Below are 14,805 nucleotides of genomic sequence, written 5' to 3'. Positions count from 1 at the left end.
GCAGAACTCCTTACGGTCATGAGATTTGCGCCAAGAAATATCGATCTTAGCGAACTCGAGCTCAAGCTCGCAGATTAGCTAACTACATTTGACACGAATCAAGTTTTCTTCAAGGAGCCTAGTCTGAATACTGAAGTTCCACGGACCGGCGCGATTGAAACCCGAACTCGCTCACTAACAGGTCAGGACGAAGGCGATCGGCCAGGCAAACAGGAACTTTTTTGGCCAGACGCTGAGCCAGAAGGCGGTCGGGCCGAGGACGATGAGGGACATGATGCCGAGCATGCAGACGGCTAACACGAACGTAATGTGGATTCGGGCTAGCAAAGTTTTTCGGTCGGATTGCATGACATTCCCGGTACAGTCGATGGACGAGCTGTACGCCGACATCGGCATCGGCAAGCGCATGCCGGCACTCGTCGCGCGCCACATCTTCGGCCTGATCGAAGGCGAGTCGGCCGCCGTGCCGTCGTCGAACATGCCGATGGCCGGCGACATCGATCCGGTGACGATCTACGGCAGCGAAGGCGTCTCGGTGCAACTGGCGCCCTGCTGCCTGCCGATCCCGGGCGACCAGATCACGGGCCAGCTGCGCCGCGACCAGGGCCTGGTCGTGCACACCTGCGACTGCCTGCCTGCAAAACGCCTGCGTGTGAAGGAACCGGACCGCTGGATCGCCGTGCAGTGGGGCGAGGAACTGAACCGCCGCTTCGACTGCCGCATCCGCCTGTTGATCAACAACGAAAAAGGCATCCTTGCGCGCGTGGCGGCGGAAATCGGCGAGTCCGACGGCAACATCACCTATGTCGGCATGGACGAGGACGACGAGAACATGATGACCCAGCTGCGCTTCACGATCCAGGTGAAGGACAGGGTGCACCTGGCGCACTTGATCCGTAACCTGCGGCGCGTGGCGGGCGTGAACCGGGTCGAGCGCGAGCGCGCCTGATTCAGTATCTGTACTCATCAAAAAGCCCACTATTCAGTGTAATGCCGTTCAGTTAAGGTCTCTTTTTAGCACACGGACGGTATAACGCTGAGGTAAGGCTTTGACGGCCCGGTCGATTTTTCGACCGGGCCGTTCTTCATTCAGGAGCATCACCAGGCGTTGGCGAAGACGCTGCATCAAGGCAGGCAGCTTGCCGTATGCTCGGGTCACCGCTGCCCAATGCAGTTCGTACTGGATGACGTGAAAGGCGCGGATGAAGCTGATCTCGGTCGGTTCGCATTTCACTTCGAGTGCGGCCTTGGCCATCTCCAGCCGTATCAAGTTGTAGGCAGTTAGGGCGCCCCAAATTTCCTGATAGACGCCCTCGACGGTGCGACTACGTAGTGTTAAGGCCATGCCCATCATCGTTTGCTTGAGTTCGCGGTAGCTCGTCTCGATCCGCCAGCGTTGCGTGTAGCAAGCGGCGATGTCCTTGCCCGTGTAGCGCTTGGTGTCAAACAACGATGTGAGCAGTACGTGTTTGCGTGCACTCTGATCAATGATCGTGATGGCACGGACGCGCCATGTTTCAGGCAAATCTGGACACTTCTTGCGTGCTTGGGGCGATACCTTCATTTCAATGACGGCATCGTCAGGTGTGCCGCCGACGACTTCCCATTTGGTGTTAGCCTTGGATGGAATGATGAAGTGTCTGTTGACGCCGCCCTTGGTCAGCCCACACAGAATTTCGGCCGACAAAAAACCTTTGTCGAAAGCGGTAAGGGAGTCATCCGGAATCGATGCAAGCAGCTCTTTGGCATAGAGCATCTCGCTGATCCCGTAAGGGCCAAATTTCGCGTCGCGAATCAAGTGGGTCGGTACTGCGGTCAAGGTCACGCCGCGTACTTGCGGATAGCTCGAGATCCGGCCGCTGGGATATACCTGCTCGCCGAAATGCTCACGGTGCTCGGCGGTGTCGGCAGTCTTGAGCGTCGTGCCGTCCATCGCAAACAGGCTCAACCCCTTGAACAGGTATTGCTTGCGATCCTGTTCCGACCATGCCTTCGCTGATATATCGAACAGTGCCCGTAGCGGCTCGGCGCCAAGACGCTGCCGCGCTTGCGCTACTGCGCTTTTGCTGACGAACGGTGCCTGTGCATCCGGCAGCGCCAAATCCAGGTCGTCCACGACTTCGCTAATGGACTGATGACGATACAGTGCCAAAGCGACGACCAGCCACACCACTTGCTCGGCTGGCAAACGGCGCTGCCGGATGCTCGCCTTTCCTGTGTAAGTAACCGCTTGCTCAATCCACTCGTACGGCAAGTGCTGTCCCAGGCGCGCCCAATCCGGGGCTTCCTGAGCTTGTACAAGAAAATGGAGCGCGTCATCAAACATGGTGACGCAGGTTAACAGCCTGAGCTAACGTTTACAACACCACAAAAGAAAAATGCCGTTCAGTCTTAACTGAACGGCATTACACTATTCAGTGGGCTTTTTCATTAATCATGCGCCTGCCGCGCCCAGCGCATTCTGGCGCCGCCAACGCTCGGCATATTCCTCGGCCAGCTTGTCTTCCTTTTGCTCGCACAGGAAGGCATAGGCCCGTTCGCAAACCGGCTTGACGGCCTCGGCGTCGAGCGCTTGGCGCCCGCCGAATGCAGGTGACCGCTACAAAACGATTTGCTGAAGTCATCCGTTCAAGCAATCAACAAGCTTCGCCTTGTTGAGTAAGCATTGTATGCAGCACGTAAAAATCAAAGGCGCAGTGTAGTTAATCCGGGAATGGCGTCAAAATAACGCGCCCTGCGGGCTGGTAAGGCGCGCGAAACTGTCGCCGACAAAAGGCAGGATGCCGTCGGCAACGGGTTCCAGCTGCTTGACCAGGTAGTGTTCGTAGTCGACCGGCGAACGCAAAGCTTCCATCGGTTCGGGCCCGGCGGTCGTTATCAGGTAGCGGATCCAGCCTCCGTTGCGGTATTGCGCTCCCCGGCCTTGGGCGATATGGAAGTCGTCGGCCATGCGCGCGGCGCGCACGTGGGGCGGCACGTTGCGTTCGTATTCCTGCAGCGGCCGGCGCAAACGCTTGCGGTAGACGAGCAGGTCGTCGAAGTCTCCGCGCAGGGTAGACGCCACGTAGTCGCGCACGTAGTCCTCGTAGGGTTCGCGCCGGAAGATGCGGCCGAACAGGCCCTGCTGGAACTGCTGCGCCAGCGGAGTCCAGTCGGTGCGCACCGTCTCCAGGCCCTTGTACACGATCTCCTCGCCACCGCCGGGCGTGCCGGCCAGGCCGGCATAGCGCTTCTTGCTGCCTTCGTCGGAGCCGCGCACGGTCGGCATCAGGAAGCGCCGGAAATGGGTGTCGTACTCCAGCTCGAGCGCACTCTCGAGCCCGAGCTCGTCGCGCAGGTGCGTACGCCACCAGCCATTCACATGCTCGACCAGTTCGCGCCCGATGCGCAGCGCGTCAACGTCGGCATGGGCCTCACCTAACCACACGAAAGTGGAGTCCGTGTCGCCGTAGATGACCTGGTAGCCGCGCGCCTCGATCAGCGCGCGCGTGCGGTGCATGATCTCGTGGCCGCGCATGGTGATCGAAGAAGCCAGCCGCGCATCGAAGAAGCGGCAGCCGGTGGTCCCGAGCACGCCGTACATGGCGTTCATGATGATCTTCAGGGCCTGCGACAATGGCTGGTTCCCGGCGCGCTTGGCCGCGTCCCGGTCCTCCCACACGCGCTTGACGATGCCGGGCAGGCAGTGCCGGGTGCGCGAAAAGTGCGCGCCGCGAAAGCCCGGCACGGTGTCGGCCTCAAGCTTCTCCAGCCCCGCCACCAGCCCCACCGGATCGATCAGGAAGGTGCGGATGATCGACGGGTAGAGGCTTTTGTAGTCGAGCACCAGCACCGAATCGTAGAGGCCCGAACGCGAATCCATGACGAAGCCGCCCGGGCTGTCCGCACCGGGCACGTCGCCGATGTTGGGCGCCACCCGGCCCAGGCGATGCATCAGCGGAATGTAGGCGTGCTCGAACGCGGCGACCGATCCGCCGCTGCGGTCCGCCGCCAGGCCGGTGACGCTGGCGCGCTCCAGCAGGAAGGTCATCAAACCGGTCTTCTCGAAAATGCGGGTGACCAGTTCGCAGTCCTTCAGGTTGTAGCGCGCCAGGGCCGGCTTGTCCTGCGCGAACATGCGGTCGATGGAGGCCATGCGGTCGTAGGGATGATCGATTGCTTTACCCTCGCCCAGGAGGGTTTGCGCCACGTTCTCCAGGCTGAACGAAGGGAAGCTCCAGGTGGCCGAGCGCAGCGCCTCGATGCCGTCGATGACCAGCCGGCCCGGCAGGCCCGCGAAATAACGCGCCTCGCGCTCCGAGCTGGCCTTGGCATTCGTGCGCCATTCCATCGATGCGCCCCCGCGGCCAATGCGCAAGGGATGCCGCAGGCGTTCGGCGTGCTCGTGCAGCACGCGCAGGTCGAACCCGATCACGCTCCAGCCGATGATGGCGTCCGGATCGTGGCGCGTCATCCACGCTTCCAGCTTCTCCAGCAATGCCAGGCGGGTGTCGCAATACTCCAGATCGAAATCGAGCCCGGTTGGGTCGCCATTCGGCGGTCCCAGCATGTACACCTGGCGCTGGCCGCAGCCTTCCAGGCCGATCGAGCGCAACTCGCCCTGCATGGTGGTCTCGATGTCGAGCGAGACGGTGCGCAGCCGCGGACGGTAGCCGGGCGCCGGTTTCAGGTGTGCGGCCAGGAGCAGCGCGGGGTCGTCGGGGGCCGGCGTGCCCGTAAACGCCACCGGCGCCGTGATGAAGCGCTCCATCAGGTAGCGCTCGGGCGGACGGATGTCCGCCTCGTAGACGTCGATCCCGTGCTCACGCAGGCGTTTCTCCAGCCGCAGCAGATGGCGGTAGTGGCGGCAGTACAGCCCAAGCACAGGACGCCCGCGGAAGTCGCACAAGGCCAGCGGGCGCAGTTCGACACCGCGTTCCCGCTGCAACAGGCTCCGCACCGCTGACTCCTGCTCGGCCGGGACAAAGGCGACCGCCTCCGCCGCCGGCAGGCGCAGGCGGCGTGGACCGTCGTCGGTGGCGAGCCAGAGCTCGACCTCGACGCCGCCGATCCCATCGTCGCCGTGGTTGCCGGCATCGCGCCAGTGGCGCGTGAGCAGGAAGCCCTGACTCGCTGTGTCACTCATGGATAGTTATGTGATGCGATGCCATGCGATCCACTGGGCCAAAGGCGGCAGTTTATTCGCATCAAAGCTCGTGCCGTTCCAATGGGAATCGTGTTTGTCCTGAATCCGGGCCGAACGCCAGCGCCAGAATCCGATCGAACGCATCGCAGGCGCCCGCGCAGGCCTCAATGCTGGCCTCCGGCGTATTCACCTCTTCACGTAGCGCCAGCATGAAGGCGCGCCAGCGCGGGCCCGGCCCGCCCTCGCCCGCGCCGCGCAGGTAGTGCAGCGGATGCGGCGCCAATTGCTGCGCGAGACGTTTATAGAGGACCGCGCCGCCCAGCTGCGAGCCTTCGACGACATAGGCCACGCCCCAGCGGTAGGCGGCGCTGGCATCGTGCGGCCAGGGTGTTGCATCGAGGTGTTCGGCGCCGTCATAACCGGCCAGCGAAGACTCGGCCAGGTCGGCCTCGATCAGCGCCAGGTGCGGCGCCGGCGCGAGCCCGGCGGGACCTTGCGGCCCGTCGCCATAGCCGTTCAGCCAGGCCTGCAGGGGCGCCAGCCAGTCCTGCAGCAAGTGCAGGTGCGCGGCGTAGTCGGCCAGCGTGGCGTCGAGGCTAGAGAGCGGCAGCGCGCTGTCGAGCCGTTCGTGGCGGGCGGCGGTGGCATGCCGCAGCGCGGCCAGGACGTCGGGCGCGGGTGCGGTGTCGGGGGAACGGTTCATGGAAGGCGTACGAGCATTATCGAGAGCAACTCGCCATCTTACCAGCCTAGTCGGTGATCGGCTCCGGGTACGCGACCGAGACGATTTCGAGTTCTTCGCTGCCCTGCGGCGTTTCCAGCGTGACGAGGTCGCCCTCGCGCGCCTTGGTCAGCGCACGCGCCACTGGCGAGACCCAGCTGATCTTGCCTTTCAGCGGGTCGAGCTCGTCGATGCCGACGATGTTGACGGTATGCTCTTCCCCTGACTTGTTGAGATAGGTGACGGTGGCGCCGAAAAAGACCTGGTCGTTCCCGTAATGCACGCTCGGGTCGACGATGGCGGCCGAATCCATGCGCTTGGTGAGGAAGCGGATGCGGCGGTCGATCTCGCGCAGGCGGCGCTTGCCGTAGATGTAGTCGCCGTTTTCCGAGCGGTCGCCGTTCGAGGCGGCCCAGTGCACGATGCGCACCACTTCCGGGCGGTCGACGTCGATCAGCTGCAGCAGCTCGTCCTTGATGGTCTGATAGCCGGCAGGGGTGATGTAATTCTTGGCGCCCGGCGGAATCGCCTGCGCCAGTGCGACGGCGTCTTCATCGTCGTCGTTGTCGGACTCTTTTACAAATGCCTTGTTCATTCGTCCATTGTAGCCGCAGTTCGCGCGCCCCGAGAAACCGTTGCCGGCGCTCAGCGTGGCCGAAGGTTTCGCGGCGCCAATGCCGTATCATGCACGTAATGACAAGCCCTCATCCCACGCGCGCCATGCTGCTGGCCCCACTGCTCTACCTGGTGGCCTTGCTGCTGCTGGCCGAGCAGTGGCTGTGGGAAACCGGCAGCCGCTGCGCCGGGGCGATGGCCACCTGGCCGCCGCTGCGCGCGCTCGAGTCCCTGCTCCGCCGCCTGCCGCCGTATGTGGCGCTGCTGGCCTTCGCCCTGCCCGGCTTGCTGCTGCTGCCAATCAAACTACTGGCGCTGCTGGCGATCGCGCACGGCCATCCGCTCATGGGCCTGGCGGTGTTTATCGTGGCCAAGGTGGGCGGTGCGATGGTGGTGGCGCGCATCTATGTGCTGACTCTGCCGTCCTTGCTGGCGCTCATCTGGTTCGCGCGGTGGCACAATCGCTTCATTATGTTCAAAGACCAGCTCATCGCCCGCCTGCGGGCCAGCCCAATGTACAGCCACGCGCGCCGCTCCCTGTCGAACCTGCGCCGTGCCCTGCGCCGGCTGCGCTATCAACTCAAACCGTCGATTCCCTTCGGCAGCTGCCATGCCACGCGCAGCGCGCGCGCCCTGCGCCGCTTCGTCTCGCTCTGGCGCCGGCGCCGCAAACCGGGGAGCGAAGGATGACGACCGTCGAGCCGCTGCTGGCTGCGCCCATGCATGCCGTCCCGGCCGAGATCCTGCTGTTCGACGCCGCCACGCTGGCCCTGGTCGAGTTCAACGCCAGCGCGCGCGCCAACCTCGGCTACGACGCGGCGGCCCTGGCGAGCATGCGCGCCTGCGACATCGTCCCCAGCCTGGGCGAAGCCGACCTGCGGGCGCTGCTGGACAACCTGGCCGAAGACCTGGGCGAGCCGCGCTGCCTGCGCACCGAGCTGCGCCGCGCCGACGGCAGCAGCTACCCGGCCAAGCTGACTTTCCTGCGCACCCGTCGCGACGGCCGTGCGCTGCTGCTGGCGATCGGCGACGACCTTTCGCCGGAGCTGGCGGCATCGAACACGCTCGCACAGTACCAGGCCCGTTTTAACGCCATCGTCAACCACACGCCCGGCCTGGTCTACCAGTTCCTGCTCGGCGCCGACGGACGCCACGCCTACCCTTACCTGAGCGAAGGCTGCGCGCCCCTGCTCGGGGTGCAGCCGGCCCAGCTGCAGCAGGACCCGGACCTGTTCCTGCGCCTGATCCTGCCGGAAGACCGCAAGGGCTACCTGGAAGCGATGGCGGTGTCGAAAATATCGCTCTCGAGCTGGAACTGGGAGGGACGGATCTGGATCGACGCCTGGAAAGACGTCAAATGGATCAACCTGCGCGCCACGCCGCATGCGGCGCCCGCGGGCGGGGTGCAGTGGGACGGCATCATGACCAATATCACCGACAGCAAGATCGAGCAGCAGGACGCGCTGCGGTCGCGCGCGCGCCTGGCCGAACTGACCGACCACATCGAGCAGGTGAAGGAGCAGGAACGGGCACGCATCGCGCGCGAAATCCACGACGACCTGGGCGGCAACCTCACCGCCATCAAGATGGCGCTGTCGATGCTGGCCGCGCGCCTGCCGCCGGAGCAGCCCGCGCTGCTGGAAAAAGCCAGCTATCTCGACGACCTGGTCGACCGCACGATCGACGCCGTGCACCGCATCTCGCTCGACCTGCGGCCTTCGACGCTGGACCTGGGCATCGTCGCCGCGCTCGAGTGGCAGGCACGCGAATTCGAAAAGGGCTCGGGCATCGCCTGCATCTTCCGCAGCGCCGAGCGCGAGATCGAGCTCGACACGGACCATGCGGCGGCGCTGTTCCGCATCTTCCAGGAAGCGCTGACGAATGTGACGAAGCACGCCGGCGCGACCCGCGTAACCGTGACGCTGCGGCGCCAGCGCCAGCACCTGACCCTGGCCATTTGCGACAACGGCCGCGGCATCGCACCGGCCGACCGTTTGAAGCCGGCTTCGTTCGGGCTGCGCGGCATGAGCGAACGCGCGCGCGCGCTGGGCGGCACGTTGACCTTGTCGGCGGCGCCCGGAGGTGGCACGATGGTGACGATCAAGATCAGGCTGGCGCCCCCGCCGGCCCGTAGCGCTTAGCATCAGGGAACAATGACCGACAAAGCCACCATCCGCGTATTCATCGCCGACGACCATGCCATCGTGCGCGAAGGTTTGAAACAGATCCTGGCCGAGCAGCGCGACATCGTCGTCGCCGGCGAAGCAGAAAACGGGCTCGATGCGATCAAGCTGTTCCGCAAATCGCGCTGCCACGTGATGTTGCTCGATATCTCGATGCCCGACCGTAACGGCATCGACGTGCTGAAACAGATCAAGCAGGAGCGCCCCGAACTGGCCGTGCTGATGCTGTCGATGCACCGCGAAGACCAGTACGCGATCCGCGCCCTGAAAGCAGGCGCCGCGGGCTATCTGACCAAGCAGAGCGCGCCGCGCGAGCTCGTCACTGCCATCCGCCAGGTCGCGGGCGGCCAGAAATATGTCAGCGCCACGCTGGCCCAGGCCCTGGCCAGCCAGGTCGGCGCGGACCACGAAGGCGCGCCGCACGACGGCCTGTCGGACCGCGAATTCCAGACCCTGACCATGATCGCCTCGGGCAAGACGGTCAGCGAGATCGCCCGCGAACTGTCGCTGTCGGTCAAGACGGTGAGCGAATACCGGGCGCGGCTGCTGGCCAAGATGAACCTGAAAACCAGCGCCGAGCTGACCCATTACGCGATCCGCAACCAGCTGGTCGAGTAGGCATTCCCCCTAAGTGAGGCGCTTTTCACTCTCTTTTCGGACAATGCCGAAAAGAAAAGGTGCTTATCATTACGCAATAGTAAATACCTGGCCTTTGCATCATGTCCAATCACTCCGCCCCTCCCGCCCAGAATCCCGTCGACATCGCGCGCGAGGCATTCAAACGACTGGCCACGCGTCGCATCGCACCGACGCCGGACGCCTACCGCGACATCTATGACGAGATCGCCGGCGTGCCGAAACCCGCCGCCGCCCCCGTAGCACAACATGGCGCGGCCGAAGTCGTGCTCGCCGACTTCGCCACCCAGCTGACCGATACGCCTGGCGAACTGGCCGAATACGGCCGCCGCCTGAACCGGGCGGTGAAGGGACGCGACTGGGACGCCTACGCGCGCGCCCTGTCGCAGCTGGTGGAAAAGCACCTGCGGCGCGGAATTCCGCCGGGCGTCACCTATGGCATGGAAAGCAACGACACCAAGCTGCTGCGCGAACTGCTCAGCCGCACGTTGGCCTTCGCCCTCGCCTCGCTGCTGCCGGCCAGCCCGACGCTGGCAAAAGAAGCCGAATCGCTCGGCGCGGCCGTCAAAATCGCCCACGGGGAGGCGGCGCTGCAGGAAATCGCGACCGGCCTGAAGGAACTGTGCTTCCAGATCGAACTGCACAGCGGCGACACCGGCGAACAGCAGGAACTGCTGCTGCGCCTGTTCAAACTGCTGCTCGAGAACGTCAGCGAACTGCTGGACGACGACAGCTGGATGCGCGGCCAGATCGAGGCCGTGCAGGAACTGATCGCCGGTCCGATCGACCAGCGCGCGCTGGAAGACGCCACGCGCAGTTTGAAGGACGTGATCTACAAGCAGGGGCAACTCAAGCACACCTTGTCGGACGTGAAAGCAACCGTCAAGAACATGATGATGACCTTCATCGACCGGCTCGGTTCGGTGGCGGCGTCGACGGCCGACTACCACGACAAGCTGGGCGGCTTTTCGGAGCGCATCCGCGACGCCGGCAACATCACCGAACTGAACGAAGTGCTGGACGAAGTGCTGAGCGAAACGAAGCAGGCGCAGGCCGAGGCGCTCGCTTCGCGCGACCGCATGCTGGCCGCGCACCGTGAAGTGCAGGAAGCGGAAAGCAGGATCAAGGAGCTGGAAGCCAAGCTCCAGCACATGAGCGAACTGGTGCGCGAAGACCAGCTGACCGGCACCCTGAACCGGCGCGGCCTGGACGACGTGTTCGAACGCGAAAGCGCGCGCGCCGACCGCCGCAATACGCCGCTGTGCGTGGCCCTGCTCGACCTCGACAACTTCAAGCGCTTGAACGACACCTACGGCCACCTGGCCGGCGACAACGCCCTGCGCCACCTGGCCAAGGTCGTGAAGGCGACGCTGCGCTCGATGGACGTGATCGCCCGTTTCGGCGGCGAGGAATTCCTGATCATCCTGCCCGAGACCAGCATCGAGGCGGCCGAGCTGACCATGACGCGCCTGCAGCGCGAACTGACCAAGCATTTCTTCATGCACGATAATGAGAAGCTGTTGATTACCTTCTCGGCGGGCGTGGCGCTGCGCCTGCCGAACGAAGACCAGGCCAGCCTGCTGGCGCGCGTCGACCGGGCGATGTACCAGGCCAAGCAGACGGGCAAGAACCGCGTCGTCGTCGCTGATTGAAGAACACATTCCCGAGACCGGTATGATCCCTAAAATCCTGCATTTCATCTGGGTTGGCGACGAGAGCATCCGCCCTGACAACTGTATTCAAACCTGGATCGATCACCATCCGGACTGGGAAATCAGGCTGTGGGGTAACGCGGCGCTGCAAGAGCGTGAATGGGAGAACGGCGCGCACATGCAGAAAATGTTCAGCCGCGAACTCAACGGCGTGGCCGACATGATGCGCTGGGAAATCCTGTACGGCGAAGGCGGGATCGTGATCGATGCCGACAGTGTCTGCGTGCACCCGCTGGACGAATCGCTGCTGGACTGCGAGGCATTCGCCTGCTGGGAAAGCGAGATCGCGCGGCCGGGGCTGATCGCAGCCGGCTATGTCGGCGCTTGCGCGGGCAATGCCTTTGTCGGCCAGATCGTTCTCGACATCCGGGCTGAACCATCGGTCATCGAGACCCGGGCCTGGATCAGCGTCGGCCCGCAGCGGCTGACGGATTCGTACCGGCGCTACGCCTATCACGCCCTGCGCATCCTGCCGAGTCACTATTTCATCCCGGAGCATTTTACCGGCGTGGTGTACGACGGCCCGGGTCCGGTTATGCGCGCCAGATGTGGGGGAGCACGAAGAAAAATTATGCGGAACTCTACCGCACCGAGTTCGATGCATCCGGCGCTCCCTTGAGTGCCGTGGCGGCGCCAGCGTTGCCGCCCGCGCCTCCTGCCGCGCCGCCGCGCCGTTCCGCGCCCGTGCCGGCCGTCATACCTGGCAGCGGCCTGCAGGAATCGCAGCATGCCCCTTACTTCGTGCAGCGCGTACAGGTCAGCAGCAGTCTCGTCGGGTCCAGCCGCCCCGATGTGTTCAAGGCCCTGTGCGCAGGCCAGCGCGTGCTGCATATCGGCTGCGCCGATTGGCCGATCACCGATCCGAAGACCTCGCTCCACCTGTTCCTCGAACCGCATTGCGCCGTGCTCGACGGCTTCGACATCCATGCCGAGGCCCTGGAGGCGCTCGCGCCTTATACCCGCGGCAAGCTGTATTCGAATTTCGCCGACCTGACCGACGAATACGACCTGATCTTGGTGCCCGAGGTAATGGAGCACGTGCCGGACGTTGCCGGCTTCCTGGGCCAGCTGCATTCCCTGAAAGCGCATACCATCGTCATGACGGTGCCGGACGCCTTCCAGTGCCACCAGCGCCATTTCGGCTACATCAAGGAATCCGAGACTTTCGTCGAGGTCGTGCATCCCGACCACAACTGCTGGTATACCCCCATTTACGTTCTCGAACGTGATTACCAAATACACGCCGTGGCGTATCGATGGAATGTGGTTCTTCAACAATATTTCGCTGCTCGCGGTGATGAGCAACCCGGAAGCCTAGGCACTCTGCAGGCTGGGGCCGCCCGGCCTCTGCCTCGCCAGTTCCCCATGGTACGCGGCCTCGTCCGCCATCCCAAGGCTGCCGTACAGGACGGCCAGATTGTGCGCCGCAAGATAGCTGCCACGCCCCGCCACGGCGCCATCGAGCTCCTCGCGCTCCCCCAGTTCCAGGCAGCGCTGCCAGCACCCTTCGACCATCGGCAGCAATTCGCCCGCCCGGCCCGGCTCGCAGCCGGCCCAGTCGAGCAGCACATCGCCCAGCACAAAGTAGAAATCCGGCGACTCGCTCCAGCGCGCCGTCTCGGCCTCGGCCAGCTGAACGGCGTCCGCGTGGCGTCCCGCCTTTTTCAGGCAGAACAGGGTGCGCACCGTCAGGTCGTGGCGGAAGGAGGCATCGGGGCCGCATGCGGCCAGCGCCGCGAGGAAGTGTCCGACAGCTGCTTCATGCGCCCCATACACCTCGTCGTTCTTGCCGAGCTGGTACAGCAGGTAGGGGTCGCCGGGCGCATCGCATAGCGCCCGGCGCAGCAGCGCGTCATTGCGGCCATGCTTGCGTTCGAGGGCGTCCAGACGATAGCCGTCGTGCCCGACCGGCAGGACAATTCGCTGGCGCGGCAAGGCGGACACGGGTTGTTCATGGATGCGGCCCGCGTAGCGCACCCCGCGCGGCAACAGGCGCGGGATCCAGTTCACCGAATGTTCGACCCGTCCCTGCAGGTCGAAGCTGCTGTCGACAGGCAGCAGGCCGATGCAGGGCGCAGCGGCCAATAGCGGTTCGAGCACGGCGCGGCGCGCGGCGGCATCGATCCACTCGTCGGCATCGAGCACGAGGTTCCAGTCGGCGTCGGAATACGCCAGCGCGGCGTTGCGCGCGGCGGCGAAATCGTCGCACCAGTCGAAGGCAAAGACGCGCGCCCCGCGGGCACGGGCAATGGCGGCGGTATCGTCGAGCGAGCCGGTGTCGAGCACGACGATGTCGTCGACCAGCGCGCGCGCCGAATCGAGACAGCGTGCGATGCGCGCGGCTTCGTCGCGCACGATCATGACAAGGGCCAGGCGTGTCATCGGCAATTCAGGCGAAGGAAAAGAAAAGAAGAAAGGCGGCCATCGACGGCCGCCCTGTCGCACCCGCCGGGCGGGCGATCAGTAACCGCTGTTGGCGGCCAGCGCAGCGAGCTGCTGCGACATGTAGCTGCTCATGCTCTGCATGTTGACCATCATCGAGTCGAGCGCGGTGAACTGCGCGCGGTAGCGCTTCTCGGTCTGCGCCAGCTGCAGTTCCATCCGCTCACTGCTTTTCCCGAAACTGCGGATGGTTGCGTTCAAGCCTTCGGTGCGGTTCTGGAACACGCCTTTGCTGCTCAGCATCTCTTCCGTGACCTTGACCAGCCGTGTGCCAACGCCGGAGGTCGACGAGAACAGGCTGGAAACGGACTCGAAATTGCTCGTCAGCGCCGCATCGAGCTTGGCCGGTTTTTCCATCTTCAGGGTACCGTCGCGCTGGAAGGCAATGCCGATATCCGACAGGCTTTTCAGGCCGCCGGCATCGCCCACGGCCTTGCCGAGCTCGGCGCGGATATTCGTCAGGATCGAACGCGCCGAGGCGTCGCCATTGAGCACCGCCCCTTTGCCGGTCGCGCTGTTGAAGGCGGTCTGCTTGTTCACGGCGGTCGCCAGCGTATTGTAGGCGTCGACGAAGGCCGTGATGGCGGTCGTCACGGCCGCCTTGTCGGTCCCGATCGTGACCTTGACCGGGCTGCCGGCATTGGTCTGCGCCAGGTTCAGGGTCACTCCCTTGATGGCGTCGGTGACGGTATTCGATGGCTTCGTGACCTTGATGCCGTCGATATTGAGTTCGGCATCCAGGGGCGCCTGCTGCTGCTTCATCGTCGTCGTGGGCGACGTGGTGTCGAATTGCGCCAGGCCGCCGGAGGCGACGATGTCGATTTTATTGTCCTTGCCGCTTGCATTGCCGGTAATGACCAGGTGATCCTGGGTGCCGTCGTTGAGGACGGTGGCGGTGACGCCGGCGTTGGCCTTGTTGATCGCAGCGCTCAGTCCGGCCAGCGTGGTGTCGGTCAGCACGACCGGGACGGGCTTGCCGCCGACGCTGATCGTCATCGTGTCGGTCATGGAGATCGGCACGCTGGTATCGAAGCCCGCCGACACCCGCTTCTCGGCCTGCGCCAGCTGGGTCACTTCGATGGAATAGCTGCCCGCCGCCGCGCCGCTGCCCTTCACGGTGCTCACGCCGACGATATCGGGTTTGCTGGACGTGCTCGTGAGCGCCTTGAGCGCATCGCCGGAGACGTTCTTGACCGCAGTCTGGAAAGCGGACACCGCACTCTTGAGCGTGCCGAACGCCGACAGCTTGGACTGGTAGCTGGTCTGCTTGGCCTGCAAGTTCGCCAGCGGCTGCTGTTCGATCGACATCAGCGACGTGACCAGGCCATCGACATCGAGGCCGGATACCATGCCTGCAGCACTAATTCCCAT

Annotated in this window: 12 protein-coding genes and 1 pseudogene; 6 read left to right on the top strand and 7 right to left on the bottom strand. The window is 64.3% G+C overall.

Annotation, left to right across the window (positions count from 1 at the left end; all coding sequences use genetic code 11):
• Positions 1–174: 174 nt before the first annotated feature.
• Positions 175–273 (bottom strand): DUF2798 domain-containing protein, encoded by a 99-nt coding sequence (locus tag NMB41_RS06075; protein WP_494381577.1) that lies wholly within the window; start codon positions 271–273, stop codon positions 175–177.
• 88 nt (positions 274–361) lie between these two features.
• On the opposite strand from NMB41_RS06075, the pseudogene NMB41_RS06070 reads away from it, so the two are divergent.
• Positions 362–949: pseudogene (locus tag NMB41_RS06070) on the top strand (ACT domain-containing protein); the annotation flags it as partial.
• Between the two features lie 48 nt (positions 950–997).
• Here the strand turns inward: NMB41_RS06070 and NMB41_RS06065 are convergent.
• The 4 genes from NMB41_RS06065 to greB form a co-directional block, all read right to left on the bottom strand.
• Positions 998–2,326 (bottom strand): IS4 family transposase, encoded by a 1,329-nt coding sequence (locus tag NMB41_RS06065; protein WP_494381576.1) that lies wholly within the window; start codon positions 2,324–2,326, stop codon positions 998–1,000.
• Between the two features lie 393 nt (positions 2,327–2,719).
• Positions 2,720–5,125 carry a DNA polymerase II gene (locus NMB41_RS06060; protein ID WP_494381575.1) on the bottom strand — a complete coding sequence of 802 codons (2,406 nt, stop codon included), beginning with the start codon at positions 5,123–5,125 and terminating at the stop codon, positions 2,720–2,722.
• A 61-nt stretch (positions 5,126–5,186) separates the two neighbouring features.
• Complete coding sequence (locus NMB41_RS06055; protein WP_494381574.1) at positions 5,187–5,828, bottom strand: biliverdin-producing heme oxygenase; 642 nt, start codon at positions 5,826–5,828, stop codon at positions 5,187–5,189.
• Between the two features lie 46 nt (positions 5,829–5,874).
• On the bottom strand, positions 5,875–6,441 hold the full coding sequence (gene greB / locus NMB41_RS06050) for a transcription elongation factor GreB (RefSeq protein ID WP_494381573.1): 567 nt from the start codon (positions 6,439–6,441) through the stop codon (positions 5,875–5,877).
• Positions 6,442–6,539: 98 nt separating this feature from the next.
• Here greB and NMB41_RS06045 point away from each other — a divergent pair, with 98 nt between their 5' ends.
• From NMB41_RS06045 to NMB41_RS06025, 5 genes are all read left to right on the top strand, one after another.
• The gene (locus NMB41_RS06045; RefSeq protein ID WP_494381572.1) at positions 6,540–7,151 is read left to right on the top strand and encodes a hypothetical protein; all 612 of its coding nucleotides are present in this window, start codon (positions 6,540–6,542) and stop codon (positions 7,149–7,151) included.
• Positions 7,148–8,602, top strand: a complete 1,455-nt coding sequence (locus tag NMB41_RS06040; protein WP_494381571.1) for a sensor histidine kinase — start codon at positions 7,148–7,150, stop codon at positions 8,600–8,602. The genes NMB41_RS06045 and NMB41_RS06040 overlap by 4 nt, the downstream gene beginning before the upstream one ends.
• Before the next feature lie 12 nt (positions 8,603–8,614).
• Positions 8,615–9,262, top strand: a complete 648-nt coding sequence (locus NMB41_RS06035; protein ID WP_494381570.1) for a response regulator — start codon at positions 8,615–8,617, stop codon at positions 9,260–9,262.
• A 101-nt stretch (positions 9,263–9,363) separates the two neighbouring features.
• The gene (locus tag NMB41_RS06030) at positions 9,364–10,932 is read left to right on the top strand and encodes a GGDEF domain-containing protein (protein WP_494381569.1); all 1,569 of its coding nucleotides are present in this window, start codon (positions 9,364–9,366) and stop codon (positions 10,930–10,932) included.
• A 22-nt stretch (positions 10,933–10,954) separates the two neighbouring features.
• On the top strand, positions 10,955–11,611 hold the full coding sequence (locus NMB41_RS06025) for a glycosyltransferase family 32 protein (RefSeq protein ID WP_494381568.1): 657 nt from the start codon (positions 10,955–10,957) through the stop codon (positions 11,609–11,611).
• A gap of 695 nt (positions 11,612–12,306) precedes the next feature.
• Here NMB41_RS06025 and NMB41_RS06020 read toward each other — a convergent pair.
• Both NMB41_RS06020 and fliD read right to left on the bottom strand, forming a co-directional pair.
• Positions 12,307–13,374 (bottom strand): glycosyltransferase, encoded by a 1,068-nt coding sequence (locus tag NMB41_RS06020; RefSeq protein WP_494381567.1) that lies wholly within the window; start codon positions 13,372–13,374, stop codon positions 12,307–12,309.
• Between the two features lie 78 nt (positions 13,375–13,452).
• The gene (fliD, locus tag NMB41_RS06015) at positions 13,453–14,805 is read right to left on the bottom strand and encodes a flagellar filament capping protein FliD (protein ID WP_494381566.1); all 1,353 of its coding nucleotides are present in this window, start codon (positions 14,803–14,805) and stop codon (positions 13,453–13,455) included.

The sequence above is a fragment of the Massilia sp. FBCC-B171 genome (genome assembly GCF_059134155.1).
This window is presented reverse-complemented; position numbering and strand designations above follow the sequence as displayed.